This window comes from Pseudaeromonas sp. HNCC25DJ180, assembly GCF_055413345.1.
The window spans coordinates 128,128-141,475 of sequence record NZ_JBVAYF010000015.1; the positions used below are offsets into that span (position 1 = coordinate 128,128).

Consider the following 13,348-nt stretch of genomic DNA (forward strand, 5'->3'; position numbering starts at 1 on the left):
AGACTAGTGGGTAAATTTCTGGTTGCGCAGCAGGCTGCTGCCGGTCACTACTTGACGTAATTGACCATCCGCAGCCACGCTGACCGATTGGTCCAATAAGGTAAAGCTGGTCTGGTTATTGAGCATCCCTTGCCTGTAGGGTTTGGTCAACAGCAGGGCATACTCAATCACCTGAATATTGTTCCAGTTACTATTGCCAGCAGCAAATGCCGGGCTGAAGGTGGTGTTATCCCCTCTTAATTTGTAGCGAACTTGCAGGCTCTCAACGCCCGACTCCAATATTAACGGGGCTGGATTTATATTGTCTTTACACACCAGATTGTTATTTTGGTCAACATAGATAGTCACTGTGCTAGAGTTTTGTGCTGAGATCCAGCCGCCATGGCAGCTAAAGATCGAGCCGTCGGCTGCAGTGCTGTTCGAAGCAGGGTTTGCATCAATAAGGCTCGAGCCATAAAAGCGAAGTGAAATGGTATCAGTGCCATCTTTAACGCTTGCTAGACCGCTACTGTTGTTGACTCCGGTGCTGCCCTGACCTTCTAACCAAGTCAATGTTTGGCCGGGCGCTCCAGGTGAGGTTCCCGCTGGTAATTGCTGATAACTCTTTAGTCGCCGGTAGTTGCGGAAGCCGGCCTGGTTGAGCATTTTTTGTATGATAGAATCTAATCTACGTTCTGCATCGGTTATTTGGGTATTGGCTTGCACGGCTGAATAGGTGCGTTGATTGCTGCTTAACATTGTGTATAAGCCGCTGATCACGAAAAGGCCCAGGACTATGGCTATCATCAGTTCAACCAAGCTAAAGCCACGACTAGAGCACTTGTGGGTTAGTTGAGCCATATTTTCACCCTACTGCATTGAGCCCCATTCACTGTTGCGGTCGCGCAGCTGGCCGAGCCCTGCCCGGACAAGCTTGCATCCCATGTTAAGGTCAGGGTCATCATGGCGCCGCTGGCGAGATCGCTTTTCTCAACAGAAAATCTTGGTGAGGGCAGGGCGGCCGACAGGGGGGCGGCCCATTTTTGCAATGTATAGCGCGCTATCTGGCTTTGTGTGCAGTTGACCGCACCACAGTCAGCGGCTGTTGGCAACGTATTATCCGCACTGCTGAGATTGCTGAAATTAAAGTCACCATTTTTGGCGGCAGCAGGATTCGCCCCGATCCGCTCGGCCAGATCTTGCAGTGCGGCGGATGCGTGCTCATATCCTCGAGTTTGCTGGGTTTTTTGCAAGCTGTTGACCTGTAAGGAGGCCAGCCCCAAGAGGCCGATCGATATAATGACTAGCGCAATAAGCAGCTCGATCAAGCCAACGCCACGAGTATTAGCAGTGAGGTGCATTGCTCTGTCCAAGATTGATATAGCCAAGTGAATTGATACCAACTCTATTATTTTTGGCCAAGAAGCTTGAGCAGATGTTGAAAGTTCCACTTTGCATCATGCCGCTAGGAGAGAAAAGTAAGCTATTACTTCCGGCTGTGATAGCTTCAACCTGCAAGCCTCTATAAACCAAAAATATTTCATCCCCTGTATTTAGGGTATTGCTACGATCCTTGTCTGCATAGGCCATCCACCCTTTGCTCCAGTCATTACCGCAGCTGGTTCCATTATCGGTAGCACACAGGTAGACATTGGTTTTAAGGCGTTGAGCCTGAAGACGCGATAGGTGGAGACTATCTACCAGTTTTTCGCGCGCGGTATCTTGATGCTGGGTCTCGATAAAGTAACGAAAAGATGGAACACCTAGAGTGGTCACTATCGCCAGTACACTGATGGCAACGAGCAATTCAATGAGAGTAAGCCCTTGCGATTTAAACATGGTGACAGCCTCGTATGACTATATGCACTCTTGGCATGGTACCTTGCATTTGGTCGATTGTTAATCTGATTAGCATGAGAATTGTGAGGCTGAGTTTAAACTTACTACCAAACTAGTCATTAAGTGCTGTAAAAGTAGTAATTGATTTCTTTGGTGTTTTTTGAAAACCCTTTCCTGATGGCCGGTAGGTTGTCGCTGATTGACTCCTTTCCTACCCGAGTCGGTTGAGAATACTCATGCTTCTAAAGAGAGCCAAGCCTAAGCAGAGGTGTTGCGCTGCGCTTATATGATTTTTTTGCTATTCGTTATTGTCAGTGGACTTGTTTGAGCAGCGCTTGTCGCTGCCCCATAAGCGATGCCGCAGTTGATTTAGCTCAGAGCTCTGCAGGGGGATAACTATTGAGTCGCCAGATGCAACCCTAGTTTGGAAAGGCGGAACCAGGTTATTACACTTTATTGCCGCTTCCAGTCGGTTATAAAATTGGCCGCCTAGAAGGCGGCCAATTTGCCGTTGGCTTGTTGTGCTGATCACTCACCACAGGTGTAATTGTCCATGCCGCTCGTAACCATCATCAAAGTACATGGCTTTTTGGTTGTTAAGAGGGACCAGTCTGATAATTTGCGATAGTCAAGTTCGATAAGATTGGCGGTAGTGGTGGTTTGGGCTGCACTGAGCGTGATACTGCTGGGAGTAAGTTGATAGCCAGTGGCAGTAAAGCTGATGGTGACTCCGCTCCCTCTAACCACGGTACAATCGAAATAGCCCTCAATATTGCTGCCGGATGGCGCATTCAATGTGCAGCTAGCCCCCGTGGTCGCACTGACACTTAACTTGTTCCAGTCAGGATTACCACACACTTGAGGTGTGGTCGAGTTTCTCTTCGGTGGCGTTAAGCAGGTGATCCCCCCGGTGATGTGCAAGGCACTGGCGTTACTAATGGTGACGTTCAGCGCCGAGCTAGTTGCTGTTGCATCATCCGAGGAGATTGCTGGTGTGCTGGTAATGCCGGAGTTGCTGTTCTTGACTGTGGCTGAAACTGGCACGGCAGTGGCGCGGCTATTCAGGGCTGACATCCGGCCTCGACTATAGGTGCCGTAGTAGTCATTGTCGGGATCTACTATGGTCTGTATGGCCTCATTGGTCACAGAGGCATAATTCTGTTCGGCGTTGCCAATGGACCAATTGGCCAGGAGGGTCAGATTCACCTCATTGAAGGGGATCCAGGGCAGCCGCTCTTCATCGGAGGGAAGTGCCGCCAAAATCGCCAAATAAGCTGGACTCATTTTATCCACATAGATGCCGCGGGCAATAAGCTGGTTGGTCGTCCCTGCTGTCACGCTGATGTCGGTGGTGGCGGTGCCACCACTGGCGTTGCCAGAAATTTTAAGCCAGTCATCGAGTGAGTTAACTGAGGCTGACCCGCCATTTTGTAACTTATATTGATTGATCACGACCTCTTTGACATAACGCTCGTAGTTTTGTTGGTTGTCGCCATCGGTAAGAAATCCGGGGCTCATCACATTCAAGGCCACCAGATTCCAGTCGGGCATGGGCTTATAGAAGCCGTCGATGCGCATCAGGCGGCAGGCTTCAAGGTATTGTGAGCCCGTATCTACCGAATCACTGGTGGCGCTACTGTAATGCTCATGCTCTTGTCGCGCCTGGTTGTAGTAGAGATCAAATTCAGAGATTGTGGTGCTGATATCACTGCTATCGCCATCGAAATGGTTGTTGCAGCAAATGGTGCAGTAGGGGCTCTGGCTGTTCTGGTTACCTGCCGGGACGCCATGGTCTTTGGTGACCGTTGAACCTGTGGCCCAAAACAGGCCGGCGTCAGTCTGTAGCGGTTTGGCGGGTAGAGCGTACTTATTGCTATCACTCTGCAGGGTGCAGGAGCAGGCCAGCGTCAGTTGATCTTCCTGAATTTTTTTTAGGGGATTATTGGAATCGTAGGTAATGGTTTCAAACTGCACCAGCGTGCTAGTGCCGGATTGATAGACGGTGGGCAGGGGTTTACTGGTTTCTGCCTTGGTGCCTACTTTGATCGTAACGGCTACCACATCTGGTGCTGTACCTGGTGTGTAGCTGACCAAGGGTGTTTCACCGCTGCCCCCTGTTAGCAGATTAGCCAGTTTGCCCAGATTGATACTGGTCTGCTGCGAAAGGGTGCTGGAGAGCAGTAGGCTCTTGCTCTGGTTTTGGCTATCGACCCAGGTAACACTGATATTGATATCCTTACTGACTGGAATGCTTGAGGCTAGAAGCGTGCTATTGGTGACACTCCAGCTTAGGGTAAAGCTGCCGCCAGCCAGGGTTTTTACTCCCGCTGTGATAGTCCCGCCCTGATTGTTGGCAATATTCTGATAGGCGATCTTGCCTGTTGTGGTGCCTATTACCTCAAAGGTGCGCAGATCATCCAGTTTGTTTTCTGCCAAATGCATGGCTTGTTCGCGCATGCTGCTGCTCGCTTCCTGGCGCAAATAGCTGCGATGCAACTGCACCAAGGCGGTTGTGCCAACCGCTATGACGATAAAGGCAATGATCACTTCGATCAGAATAAAGCCAGCTACTGTTCGCTTGTTCATCTTGTTCCCCTACCAGTCTTTCCAACTTCCTGGAATATTGGCGACGTAATTAAATGGTGAACCGGTTTCGATATTTTTCAGTGTGGCGGCATCGTAGACGGCGTTATAGGTCCCCGCTGAGTTGCCCACTTTGTGATTAGCCACCACGGCCCCATAGACGGTGGCTCCGCCATTCATTTTGACATCATAGTCAGGTGGTGTGGCGGGGAAACTGTCATAGGTAAAGACCAGACCATAGATGATCAGGTTGCCATTCATGGTCAGATCCCCATTGCGCAGCAACAGGATCACAGGCTTGGCTTGGCTACCTATGGTGCTCGCCGGATTGCAATCCCCATCGACCACATAGAGTCCATAACTGCTGCTATTGAGGCTGCTACAGCCGGAAAGGGGGGCTGGTTTCACTGCCCGCTTTTCCAGTTCGGCCATGGATTTGGCTGTATTGCTAGGGGTGTCGCTCGGTAGGCCAAAGACATAGCGCAGCAGATCTGTTGGAAATCTCACATCGTTATCTAGTATGTCGGACTGCTTGTTATCTCTAGAACTATAGTTGGCGCTAGTGCATGCTTTTGCAGATGGATCCCACTCCTGTTGCCCACAGGTTTGCCCTGTACCTGTGCTCAGGTCGACATTCTGATCAGTCCAGACCGAGAGGGGTACCCCTTGCCCACCACCGTTGGGGTTGGCAACGACCGTAAAGTTACCGCTCACGCCCAGGCCACCCGCTACCGTGATGGGTGCGTCCGGTGCTCCGGCCAAGACCTTGCTCTTCAGCGCTTTCATTTCCAGCTCGACAGTGGCTTCAGAGTGAGTAATCGCCGTCTTGATGGCGCTGCTAGTTGTTGGGCAGGCAGTAGCCGCCGGAACGGTAAAGCCCGTGGTGCGTATGGTAAAGATGGCGGCACTTGCTGGTTCAGGGAGTACGCAGATGGGCGTTCTGGTCTGCGGATCCCTATTGCTGGCTCGGGCACTACTGGTTGACATGTCAACGAAGGCGGCCCAGTAGCAGTTGCCGGTGCGAGTGGCGCTAGATACGCCAGCGGCCACCCCCTGGCATAGGGTAGGGGTGCTACCGCTGGCGGCATTCCAGGCGCCAAGCAGAGATTCCATGCCGCCCTCTGTCATGGAAAATGCTTCGCGATAGCGCAACTCATTGGCGGCAATACGCTGATTGCCAGACAGAAGTTTCCCCGTAAGCAGGGAGGCAAAGATCACTATGATGATGATGATGAGGGTAATCGTCAGGGTGACGAAGCCTCTGGAGCGGCTACTGTTGGTCATTGCGCAGCCTCACTTGTCGTTGAAGGTGCATCTGCAGGGCGGTGCTGAGCCGACTAGAACCACGAATATCGATGTTGATGGTGCGCTGGCCGGAGTCAATAGAAACACCGCTGCTGGGTGTAATGCTGAACGTCAATGCGGTGATGCGGGTGGTGCCGTCGCCTGTCATCGCTTCCCAGCCATTAGCTGTACATTTGTCACTTCTCTGGCTGGCAATATTGGCCCAGGTTTTGACTTCAATGGTCTGGTTGGCGCTGTTATGGCGGTAGCCCAGTATTTCATCTGTGCCGCTGATAGCGCCGTCATCGTTGGCATCATAACGTAACAAAATGCAGGAGTAGTTTGGCCCCGATGGTTGCAAGTCTTGCAATGCTGGAGTTGCTGCACTGGTATATAGCGAAAACATGGTGTCAGTTTGGTAGGTTGTGAGGTAGATAGGGTCTATAGCCGCGTTGGCGGCGCTGGGTGCCAGATAGCCTGCCCGCCGGATGTCTCGCTCCATTACATCCAGGCTGGCTTGCAGTGCCTGGGTGAGTCGCGCCGATTGGATCGAGGTGGAGTTGGCCTTGATGATAGCCACATACATGAGCAGGGCAATAGTCGCCACAATGAGACCAATCACCATGGCGACCATTAATTCGACCAAGGAGAAGCCTTTGGCTCGGGTTAGGTACATGACTCAATACCTGACAAGCTGGTACCGCTGGGGGTGCAGATCCTGGTAGAGCCAATTCTGGATAGCTCCACTACGATTTGGCGACCGGCCAAGTCGAACGTGACATGGTTGCCATCAGGATCTAGCCCGGTCCGTCGATTTTCGATATTGATGGTGCTGACGCTGCCGGAGGCGGTAGTTATGTTGGTGCTGGCGAAGTTGGAGTGGTCATTGCCACGAGTGAGGCCATCACCGCCTATATCGCAGGGTGCACTACAGGAGTTACAAGTGTTGGCATCTCGGTCCGTGATGCGATAACACCAATCGGAACCCAATTCATTAAAGATATAAATATGGATGTTGTTGCTATTATTTTTGGTCGCTTCGGTTCTGGCGAGCTGGATATCGCCATAGAGTGCATAGGCCGCGCCGACCAGCTCATGGTCTCTGCGGAATTGCTGGTAGTTAGGGACGCCCACGGCCAGTAGTATGGTCAATACGGCCATCACCAGCATGGCTTCAATCAGCGTAAACCCCATAGTGATCTGTTTCACGTTGACCCCTTGGCGTAATCGCCAAAATTGCTCACACTCTAAGTAGAGTCTAGATGGTGATGGGCAAGAATGAGAAGGAAAGAGACAAAATGAAGAGTAGTGGGGTTACCCTGCTGGAGTTGATGATCACCCTGGTGGTGCTAGCCATCTTGGCGACCATTGCATTCCCCAGCTTTCAGGCCCATGTGGTGCGCAGTCGCCGCGCCGAGGCGCTTGAGCATCTGCTATCGGCGCAGTTGAAACTGGAAGAGTATCGGGTTACCAATGCCAGCTATGCCACAACCATGGCTGCAATCGGTGGAACATCTACTGACTATTACGATTATACGCTGACGGTGAGTGGTGCCACTTATACTCTGATCGCTACGGCGACTACGGGTAAGAACCAAGTCAATGATACGGGCTGTACCTCTTTGAAGCTGCGTAGTGATCCCTCTGCACCATCAGGAGATACAGCCGATCTCTCCAAGTTAAAGTTGCCAACTGATTGCTGGAAATAAACCGGAAGGGGGCACAAGGCCCCCTTCTGTTATCCCAACCTGAGTTTGCAACCTGCTTTATTCCGGTTTGACTAACCACTCCACCCGCCAGTTGGCATCCTCACCCTGGGCCAGTGTTTGGCAGAGTTTGGGTAACAGTGCTTCCAGTTGGGTGTCCAACTGCCAGGGAGCATTGAGCAGCAGCATGCCCGAGCCATTCATGCCCCACTCTTCAGGTTGCGCCGCCACCTCCAGCTCGGCGATGAGCACAGAGGGGAAACCCGCATACTTGATCTCTTCAAGCAGGGTGCGGCTGCGGTCCACCTCTTTACCCAGTATGGGGTACCAGAGGGCGTAGATGGCGGTGGGCCACTTCTGCATGGCTTTCTTGAGGGTCTGAACCACTCGCGGGTAATCCTCTTTGAGCTCATAGGGGGGATCGATAAGCACCATGCCGCGACGTGGGGTGGGCGGCAGCAGGGCCAGCAGTCCCTCGAACCCATCCCTATGGTGAATGGCGGTACGGCTGTCATGGCTCAGATGACGGCGCAAGATTTCGATCTCCTGGTTGTGCAACTCCATCAACATCAGTTTGTCCTGCTCGCGCAGCAGGTGACGCGCCACCTCGGGAGAGCCGGGGTAGAAGCGCAGATCCTGCTCGTTGAGGGTGGCAATCACCTCCAGGTAGCTGGCCAGTTCCGGCCACTGCGCGCGCTCTGGCCAGATGCGGGCGATACCATCCAGGTATTCGGCCTTCTTCTGGGGCCACTCGCCTGTCAGGTCATAGCAGCCGCCGCCAGCATGGGTGTCCAGATAGCAGAAGGGTTTATCCTTGCTCTTGAGCTGATCGATGAGGAGTGCAAGGGTGGCGTGTTTGAGTACATCGGCATGGTTGCCGGCATGAAAGGCGTGGCGATAACTTAGCATGGATCCTCCTGGGCAGATGGGGTGGCCTCCGAGGCCTGGCTGGTCGCCGCGAGCGCTGCCGCCAGAGCGGGCAGCGCCAGTAGTGGGTGATACAGGGGCGTGGTTGTCAGCCCCAGTTGTTGCAGATAACCCGCCAGTGCATTCATCTCGCTGGCCTGCTCTTGATGGTGATCTGGCGCTGGAGAGGTGAGCAAGCCATTCAGTAACTGTTGTTGTAACCACAGCTCCAGACCTAGCTCATGCTCCAGCAGACGTTGGTAATCTGCGGGGGCAACTTTGGCCTTGAGGCTGCGGCGCAGCGCTCGCCATTGGCGCAACAGGGGTTGCTGCTGGCTGATATTGGCCAGCAGGGGGCGGTGGCTGCCACGCCAACCGCGCGCCTGTAGCAGCGCCAGCAATAGCAGCAGGTTGATCTCGGCGCCCGCTTCATTCTGGGCCTGCAGACAGAGCTCTCGCACCCCGGGGGCAGCATAGAGGGCCTGGCTCAAACGCCAGAACTCACTGGCCGTCAGCAAAGGCTTGTTCCTTCTGCTCCAGGTTTTCGCTTAACGTCATCCACTCCAGCTCCACCTCGCCGAGTTGATTTTTAACGGGCCCCTGCTTGGCTAGCAAGCCGGTGAGTTTGGCCTTGGCGCCATCGCTATAGAGTTCTGGATCGGCCAACGCCTGCTCAATCTCTGCCAGTTCGCCTTGCAGCTTCTCCATGCGCTTTTCCAGCTTCTCCAACTGCTGTTTCAGCGGGCGAATGGTCTGGCGGAAGTCTGCTTCCCGACGTTTCTGATCCTTGCGGGCGGCGGCCGAGTTGCTGCCGGCCTCTGCGCCTGCCTCCTGGTTACTCTGGCTCTTCTCCAGATCCAGTAACCACTTGTGGTAGTCATCCAGATCGCCATCAAACGTCTCGACCCGGCCGCCGTGGACCAGGTAGAGATCATCCGTGGTGGTGCGCAGCAGGTGCCTATCGTGGGAGACGATGACCATGGCACCATCGAAGCCCTGCAGGGCCAGGGTCAGCGCCTCGCGCATCTCCAGATCCAGGTGGTTGGTGGGTTCATCGAGCAGCAGCAGGTTGGGCTTTTCCCAGACCACCAGGGCTAGCACCAGGCGTGCCTTCTCACCGCCGGAGAATGGGCCGACCGGATCCAGTGCCTTGTCGCCCTGAAAGCCGAAGCCGCCCAAAAAGCTGCGCAACTCTTGCTCGGTTTTATCCGGCGCCATGCGGGTGAGGTGAGCCAGCGGGCTGTCGTCGGGGCGTAGGTACTCCAGCTGGTGCTGGGCGAAATAGCCAATTTTGACACCCTTGGCGGGTTCCAGCACACCGGAAAGCGGCGCCAGTTCCCCCGCCAGTAGCTTGATGAAGGTTGATTTACCGGCCCCATTGCGACCCAGCAGGCCGATGCGGGAGCCGGGCACCAGATTGAGCTTTATCTTCTCCAGGATCAGTTTGTCGCCGTAACCGGCACTGAGATTTTCCATCACCATCAGGGGCGTGGGCAGGGCATCGGGTTCGCGAAAACTGAAGCTGAACTGGGAGTCCACATGGGCGGGCAGTATCTTCTCCATCCGCTCCATGGCCTTCAACCGGCTCTGGGCCTGACGAGCCTTACTGGCCTTGTAGCGGAAACGGTCGATATACTCCTGCATGTGGTTCAAGGCCACTTGCTGCTTCTCGAACAGGGATTGTTGCTGGGCCAGTTGCTCGGCCCGTTGCAGTTCGAAATCGGAATAGCCGCCGGTATATTCGTTGAGCTTGCCATTTTCGATGTGAATGATGCGGTTGATGACGCGATCCAGAAAGTCCCGGTCATGGGAGATGAGGATCAGGGTGCCGCGGTAGCTCTTGAGCCACCCTTCGAGCCAGATCACCGCATCCAAATCCAGGTGGTTGGTGGGTTCATCCAGCAGCAGCAGATCCGAACGGCAAAGCAGGGCTTGAGCCAGATTCAGGCGCATACGCCAACCGCCGGAGAAGGTCCGTACCGGGGATTCCTGCTGTTCCCGGGCAAAGCCCAAGCCGTGCAGCAGGCTACCCGCCCGCGCTCGGATGCTGTAACCGCCAATGGCTTCCAGCTTGCCGTGCAGTTCGGCCACCTTCAGGCCGTCTCCTTGCTCCTCGGCGCGGGCCAGCTCAGCCTCCAGGCCGCGAAACTCCCGATCTCCATCCATGACATATTCCAGCGCCGGCATATCCAATGCCGGTGTCTCCTGAGCCACGCTGGAGAGCTGCCAGCCACTGGGATAGTTGAGGGTGCCCGCATCGACGCTCAGCTCGCCCTTGAGCAGGGCAAAGAAGGAGGATTTGCCACAGCCGTTCTTGCCAACCAGACCCACCTTGTGGCCGGGGAAAATGGTAGCACTGGCGTTATCCAGCAGCTTGCTATTGCCGCGCAAGAGTTCGATTTGACTGGCGATGATCATGGTCTATTCCGTAAGGCTGTCTGGCGGTATCCGCACGCAGGCGGCGCGTTGGTCATGGCACAAGCTGGGTGACTCATGACACAAGATAACGTTGATGAGACTGCAAGTATTGCTCCTGGCTGGCAAAGCCCGCCTGGCGATAAGCCTGCTCTTCGCTCTGCCCCTGTTTGAGGCGCAGGTGGGTTTGATAGAGCTGCCACTGCTCTTGCCAGTCGATGAGTGGGCTGCCCATATGCTGTAAAAACAGATCCAGCAGTGCTCTCGGCGAGCCACCATGTTCACTCTGACAATGATTAACCAGTTGTGAAAGCTCCTGGCCCTGCATTATGGCCTTGAGCGCTGAGGTGACGGCGGCGGGCCAGGGCAGGGGAGAGTAGGGGGTGAGTCGCAGCTCAGGCAGCAGATCGGCGATCACCCGCAGCAGGCGTCCAGAGGCGCCTTGCCACTCCAGGGGCTGCGCCAACTGCTGGAGTCCATCGAGTCGGCTCAGTAATGGCGGCAGCAGCGGCAATGCCAGCAGGTGGCCGGCACTCTGGGGGCGGCGCTGGCGTACCCGAACGGAGAAACGCACGCACACCAGTCGGCACCCTTGCAACAGGGTGAGGCCATGCAGGCACTCGGCGGGCAGCCAGAAGCTGTCGCCTTGGCGTAGCACCATCTCCTCCTTGCCCAGACGCAGCAACAGGCTGCCGCTCATCAGGTAGAGGAGTTGATCGGCGGGAGCCCGTTGACGGCCCAGCAGCAGGAGCTGCTCGGCCTGAGTGGTTACAAAATGAACTGGATAGGGCATGGGGTCGATCGTTTCGGGGAAATTGAAGCGGATTATACGGAAAAAGCGCTCGGGCATAAATGAAGGGATGCTGGCCAGTAGCGCCTTTCTTCCATGGCGCAGAATGCCACAGGTTTCGGAGGGGCCTGCTTTGCTCGATCCCAGAGCGCAACGGCCATGGGGCACAGGTGTTCACCCTAGGTTTTTTCCGGTATGCTGGAGGCAACTTTATTCCGCCTCTGTTTGTCTTGAGGCACCAACTTCGGGAATCTGACATGAAAGTTAGCCATCTGAGCGTTGTAACCCTCGACTACACCGTATTTGACGAGTCGGGAGATGTACTGGACACCACCGAAGGCCGCGAGCCTCTGGTGTATCTGCACGGTGCCGGTTTTCTGGTTCCGGGTCTGGAGAAGGCGCTGTATGAGCGCAGTGCTGGCGATAGCTTCGAGCTGGATGTAAACGCCGCCGATGCGTATGGCGAGTATGATGAAGATCTGGTGCAGAGCGTGCCGGGTGAACTGTTTGACGGCATGGAAGTCTCCGAAGGCGACACCTTTGTGGCCGACACCGATGACGGTCACCGTCCTGTGACTGTGGTCGAGGTGAACGAAGAGTTCGTCAAGGTTGATGCCAACCATCCGCTGGCCGGTGTGAATCTGCGTTTTGCCGTTTCCGTGCGCGATGTGCGCGCCGCAACGGCCGAAGAGATTGCTCATGGTCACGTCCATGGTCAGGGTGGTCATCACCACGGGCACGACGGTTGCTGTGGTGGTCACGATCACGATGAGGATCACGAGTGCTGCGGTGGTCATGGTCACGATGACGATCATGAGTGCTGTGGTGGCCATGGCCATCATCACGAAGAAGAAGAGAAGGCTGAAGGCTGCTGTGGCGGCGGTGGTTGCGGTCGTCACTGATCCCGCGGCTTATTCTGCGCTTCATGAAAAATGCCCTCAATCGAGGGCATTTTTTATGGGTTTGGTTTATTAGTCTGCTTAGGCTGGCAGACGATAGCGGTTGACCTCGCCTTCAAGCCCAGAGGCTTCAGCGGAGAGAGAGTGGCTGGCGATGGCCAGTTCATCCAGCACCTGACTGGTCTCTTCCACCGCCTCGCGGATGCCGAGCAGAGAGTGGGTGACCTGCTGGGCGACCTGGCTCTGTTGATCGGCGGCGGCGGCTATCATCTCGGTTCTCAGGCGCAGCTGGCTGGTCTGGTTGGCGATCAGCCCGAACTGCCGGGCGGCGACAGACGCCTCTTCCACGGCCTCATGGGCCTGTTTGACCGAACTGTCCATGCTGGAGACGGCATGACCGGTATTTTGCTGCAGTGTGTCAATCATAGCGCCGATCTCCTTGGTCGCCTGCTGGGTGCGAGCAGCCAGTTGACGCACCTCATCGGCGACGACCGCAAAGCCGCGACCATGTTCTCCGGCGCGCGCTGCTTCGATGGCGGCATTAAGTGCCAGCAGATTGGTCTGAGCCGAGATGCCGTCAATGGTATCGATGACCTGGCTGATCGCTTTGACCTTCTCCTCGACAGTTGAAATGGCATTGGAGCTGCCTGCCAACTCGTTACAGAGGTTATTGATGGCGGTGATGGCCTTGGCTACCTCGCTCTCGCCCGCTTGGGTGGAGTGTTCGGCGCTGCGGGTATCGTCAGCGCAGTGATGAGCTTGGGCAGCTACATCGCGGATCGATGTACTCATCTCCTCCATGGCAGAAGCCACCTCGTTGAGGTGTCCCTGCTGCTCATGGATGGCACGCGTGACCTGATTGATACCATCGTTCATCTGCAATGAGGCGGCGGCCAGAGTTTGGGCACTGCCGCGTTGGCGATAGAGCAGCGAGGCGAGGTTGTGAC

The 13,348-nt window shown here is 55.2% G+C and carries 14 protein-coding genes; 2 read left to right on the forward strand and 12 right to left on the reverse strand.

Features of this window, described 5'->3' with window-relative positions; all coding sequences use genetic code 11:
* Nucleotides 1-3 precede the first annotated feature (3 nt).
* The 7 genes from ACZYTD_RS14495 to ACZYTD_RS14525 form a co-directional block, all read right to left on the reverse strand.
* Nucleotides 4-840: a PilW family protein gene (locus ACZYTD_RS14495; protein WP_463893062.1), complete on the reverse strand. Its 837-nt coding sequence runs from the start codon at nt 838-840 to the stop codon at nt 4-6.
* The gene (gene pilV / locus ACZYTD_RS14500) at nt 828-1,340 is read right to left on the reverse strand and encodes a type IV pilus modification protein PilV (protein ID WP_463893064.1); all 513 of its coding nucleotides are present in this window, start codon (nt 1,338-1,340) and stop codon (nt 828-830) included. Before pilV ends, ACZYTD_RS14495 begins: the two co-directional genes overlap by 13 nt.
* The gene (locus ACZYTD_RS14505; RefSeq protein ID WP_463893067.1) at nt 1,324-1,818 is read right to left on the reverse strand and encodes a GspH/FimT family pseudopilin; all 495 of its coding nucleotides are present in this window, start codon (nt 1,816-1,818) and stop codon (nt 1,324-1,326) included. Before ACZYTD_RS14505 ends, pilV begins: the two co-directional genes overlap by 17 nt.
* A 528-nt stretch (nt 1,819-2,346) precedes the next feature.
* Complete coding sequence (locus tag ACZYTD_RS14510) at nt 2,347-4,404, reverse strand: type IV pilus modification PilV family protein (RefSeq protein ID WP_463893070.1); 2,058 nt, start codon at nt 4,402-4,404, stop codon at nt 2,347-2,349.
* A gap of 9 nt (nt 4,405-4,413) precedes the next feature.
* Nucleotides 4,414-5,685 (reverse strand): hypothetical protein, encoded by a 1,272-nt coding sequence (locus ACZYTD_RS14515; protein ID WP_463893072.1) that lies wholly within the window; start codon nt 5,683-5,685, stop codon nt 4,414-4,416.
* Nucleotides 5,672-6,361: a prepilin-type N-terminal cleavage/methylation domain-containing protein gene (locus ACZYTD_RS14520; RefSeq protein ID WP_463893073.1), complete on the reverse strand. Its 690-nt coding sequence runs from the start codon at nt 6,359-6,361 to the stop codon at nt 5,672-5,674. Before ACZYTD_RS14520 ends, ACZYTD_RS14515 begins: the two co-directional genes overlap by 14 nt.
* Complete coding sequence (locus tag ACZYTD_RS14525) at nt 6,352-6,894, reverse strand: pilus assembly FimT family protein (RefSeq protein WP_463893075.1); 543 nt, start codon at nt 6,892-6,894, stop codon at nt 6,352-6,354. Before ACZYTD_RS14525 ends, ACZYTD_RS14520 begins: the two co-directional genes overlap by 10 nt.
* Before the next feature lie 89 nt (nt 6,895-6,983).
* Here ACZYTD_RS14525 and ACZYTD_RS14530 point away from each other — a divergent pair, with 89 nt between their 5' ends.
* A complete protein-coding gene (locus ACZYTD_RS14530; protein WP_463893076.1) occupies nt 6,984-7,394 on the forward strand; it encodes a type IV pilin protein in 411 nt (136 codons plus the stop codon).
* Between the two features lie 57 nt (nt 7,395-7,451).
* Here ACZYTD_RS14530 and ACZYTD_RS14535 read toward each other — a convergent pair whose 3' ends face one another.
* From ACZYTD_RS14535 to ACZYTD_RS14550, 4 genes are all read right to left on the reverse strand, one after another.
* Complete coding sequence (locus ACZYTD_RS14535; protein WP_463893077.1) at nt 7,452-8,300, reverse strand: 23S rRNA (adenine(2030)-N(6))-methyltransferase RlmJ; 849 nt, start codon at nt 8,298-8,300, stop codon at nt 7,452-7,454.
* Nucleotides 8,294-8,815 (reverse strand): DUF2390 domain-containing protein, encoded by a 522-nt coding sequence (locus tag ACZYTD_RS14540; RefSeq protein ID WP_463893079.1) that lies wholly within the window; start codon nt 8,813-8,815, stop codon nt 8,294-8,296. Before ACZYTD_RS14540 ends, ACZYTD_RS14535 begins: the two co-directional genes overlap by 7 nt.
* A complete protein-coding gene (locus tag ACZYTD_RS14545; protein ID WP_463893081.1) occupies nt 8,799-10,715 on the reverse strand; it encodes an ABC transporter ATP-binding protein in 1,917 nt (638 codons plus the stop codon). The genes ACZYTD_RS14540 and ACZYTD_RS14545 overlap by 17 nt, the downstream gene beginning before the upstream one ends.
* A 73-nt stretch (nt 10,716-10,788) precedes the next feature.
* Nucleotides 10,789-11,505, reverse strand: a complete 717-nt coding sequence (locus ACZYTD_RS14550; protein WP_463893083.1) for an AraC family ligand binding domain-containing protein — start codon at nt 11,503-11,505, stop codon at nt 10,789-10,791.
* 254 nt (nt 11,506-11,759) lie between these two features.
* Here ACZYTD_RS14550 and slyD point away from each other — a divergent pair, with 254 nt between their 5' ends.
* Nucleotides 11,760-12,404 (forward strand): peptidylprolyl isomerase, encoded by a 645-nt coding sequence (slyD, locus tag ACZYTD_RS14555; protein WP_463893084.1) that lies wholly within the window; start codon nt 11,760-11,762, stop codon nt 12,402-12,404.
* Between the two features lie 78 nt (nt 12,405-12,482).
* Here the strand turns inward: slyD and ACZYTD_RS14560 are convergent.
* On the reverse strand, nt 12,483-13,348 hold an 866-nt coding region (locus ACZYTD_RS14560), incomplete at its 5' end, for a methyl-accepting chemotaxis protein (RefSeq protein ID WP_463893086.1).

Excerpts from the sequence above, each read along its gene's own strand:
- ACZYTD_RS14495 (WP_463893062.1), bottom strand. The coding sequence starts at position 840 with ATGGCTCAACTAACCCACAAGTGCTCTAGTCGTGGCTTTAGCTTGGTT.
- pilV (WP_463893064.1), bottom strand. The coding sequence starts at position 1,340 with ATGCACCTCACTGCTAATACTCGTGGCGTTGGCTTGATCGAGCTGCTT.
- ACZYTD_RS14505 (WP_463893067.1), bottom strand. The coding sequence starts at position 1,818 with ATGTTTAAATCGCAAGGGCTTACTCTCATTGAATTGCTCGTTGCCATC.
- ACZYTD_RS14510 (WP_463893070.1), bottom strand. The coding sequence starts at position 4,404 with ATGAACAAGCGAACAGTAGCTGGCTTTATTCTGATCGAAGTGATCATT.
- ACZYTD_RS14515 (WP_463893072.1), bottom strand. The coding sequence starts at position 5,685 with ATGACCAACAGTAGCCGCTCCAGAGGCTTCGTCACCCTGACGATTACC.
- ACZYTD_RS14520 (WP_463893073.1), bottom strand. The coding sequence starts at position 6,361 with ATGTACCTAACCCGAGCCAAAGGCTTCTCCTTGGTCGAATTAATGGTC.
- ACZYTD_RS14530 (WP_463893076.1), top strand. The coding sequence starts at position 6,984 with ATGAAGAGTAGTGGGGTTACCCTGCTGGAGTTGATGATCACCCTGGTG.
- ACZYTD_RS14535 (WP_463893077.1), bottom strand. The coding sequence starts at position 8,300 with ATGCTAAGTTATCGCCACGCCTTTCATGCCGGCAACCATGCCGATGTA.
- ACZYTD_RS14545 (WP_463893081.1), bottom strand. The coding sequence starts at position 10,715 with ATGATCATCGCCAGTCAAATCGAACTCTTGCGCGGCAATAGCAAGCTG.
- ACZYTD_RS14550 (WP_463893083.1), bottom strand. The coding sequence starts at position 11,505 with ATGCCCTATCCAGTTCATTTTGTAACCACTCAGGCCGAGCAGCTCCTG.
- slyD (WP_463893084.1), top strand. The coding sequence starts at position 11,760 with ATGAAAGTTAGCCATCTGAGCGTTGTAACCCTCGACTACACCGTATTT.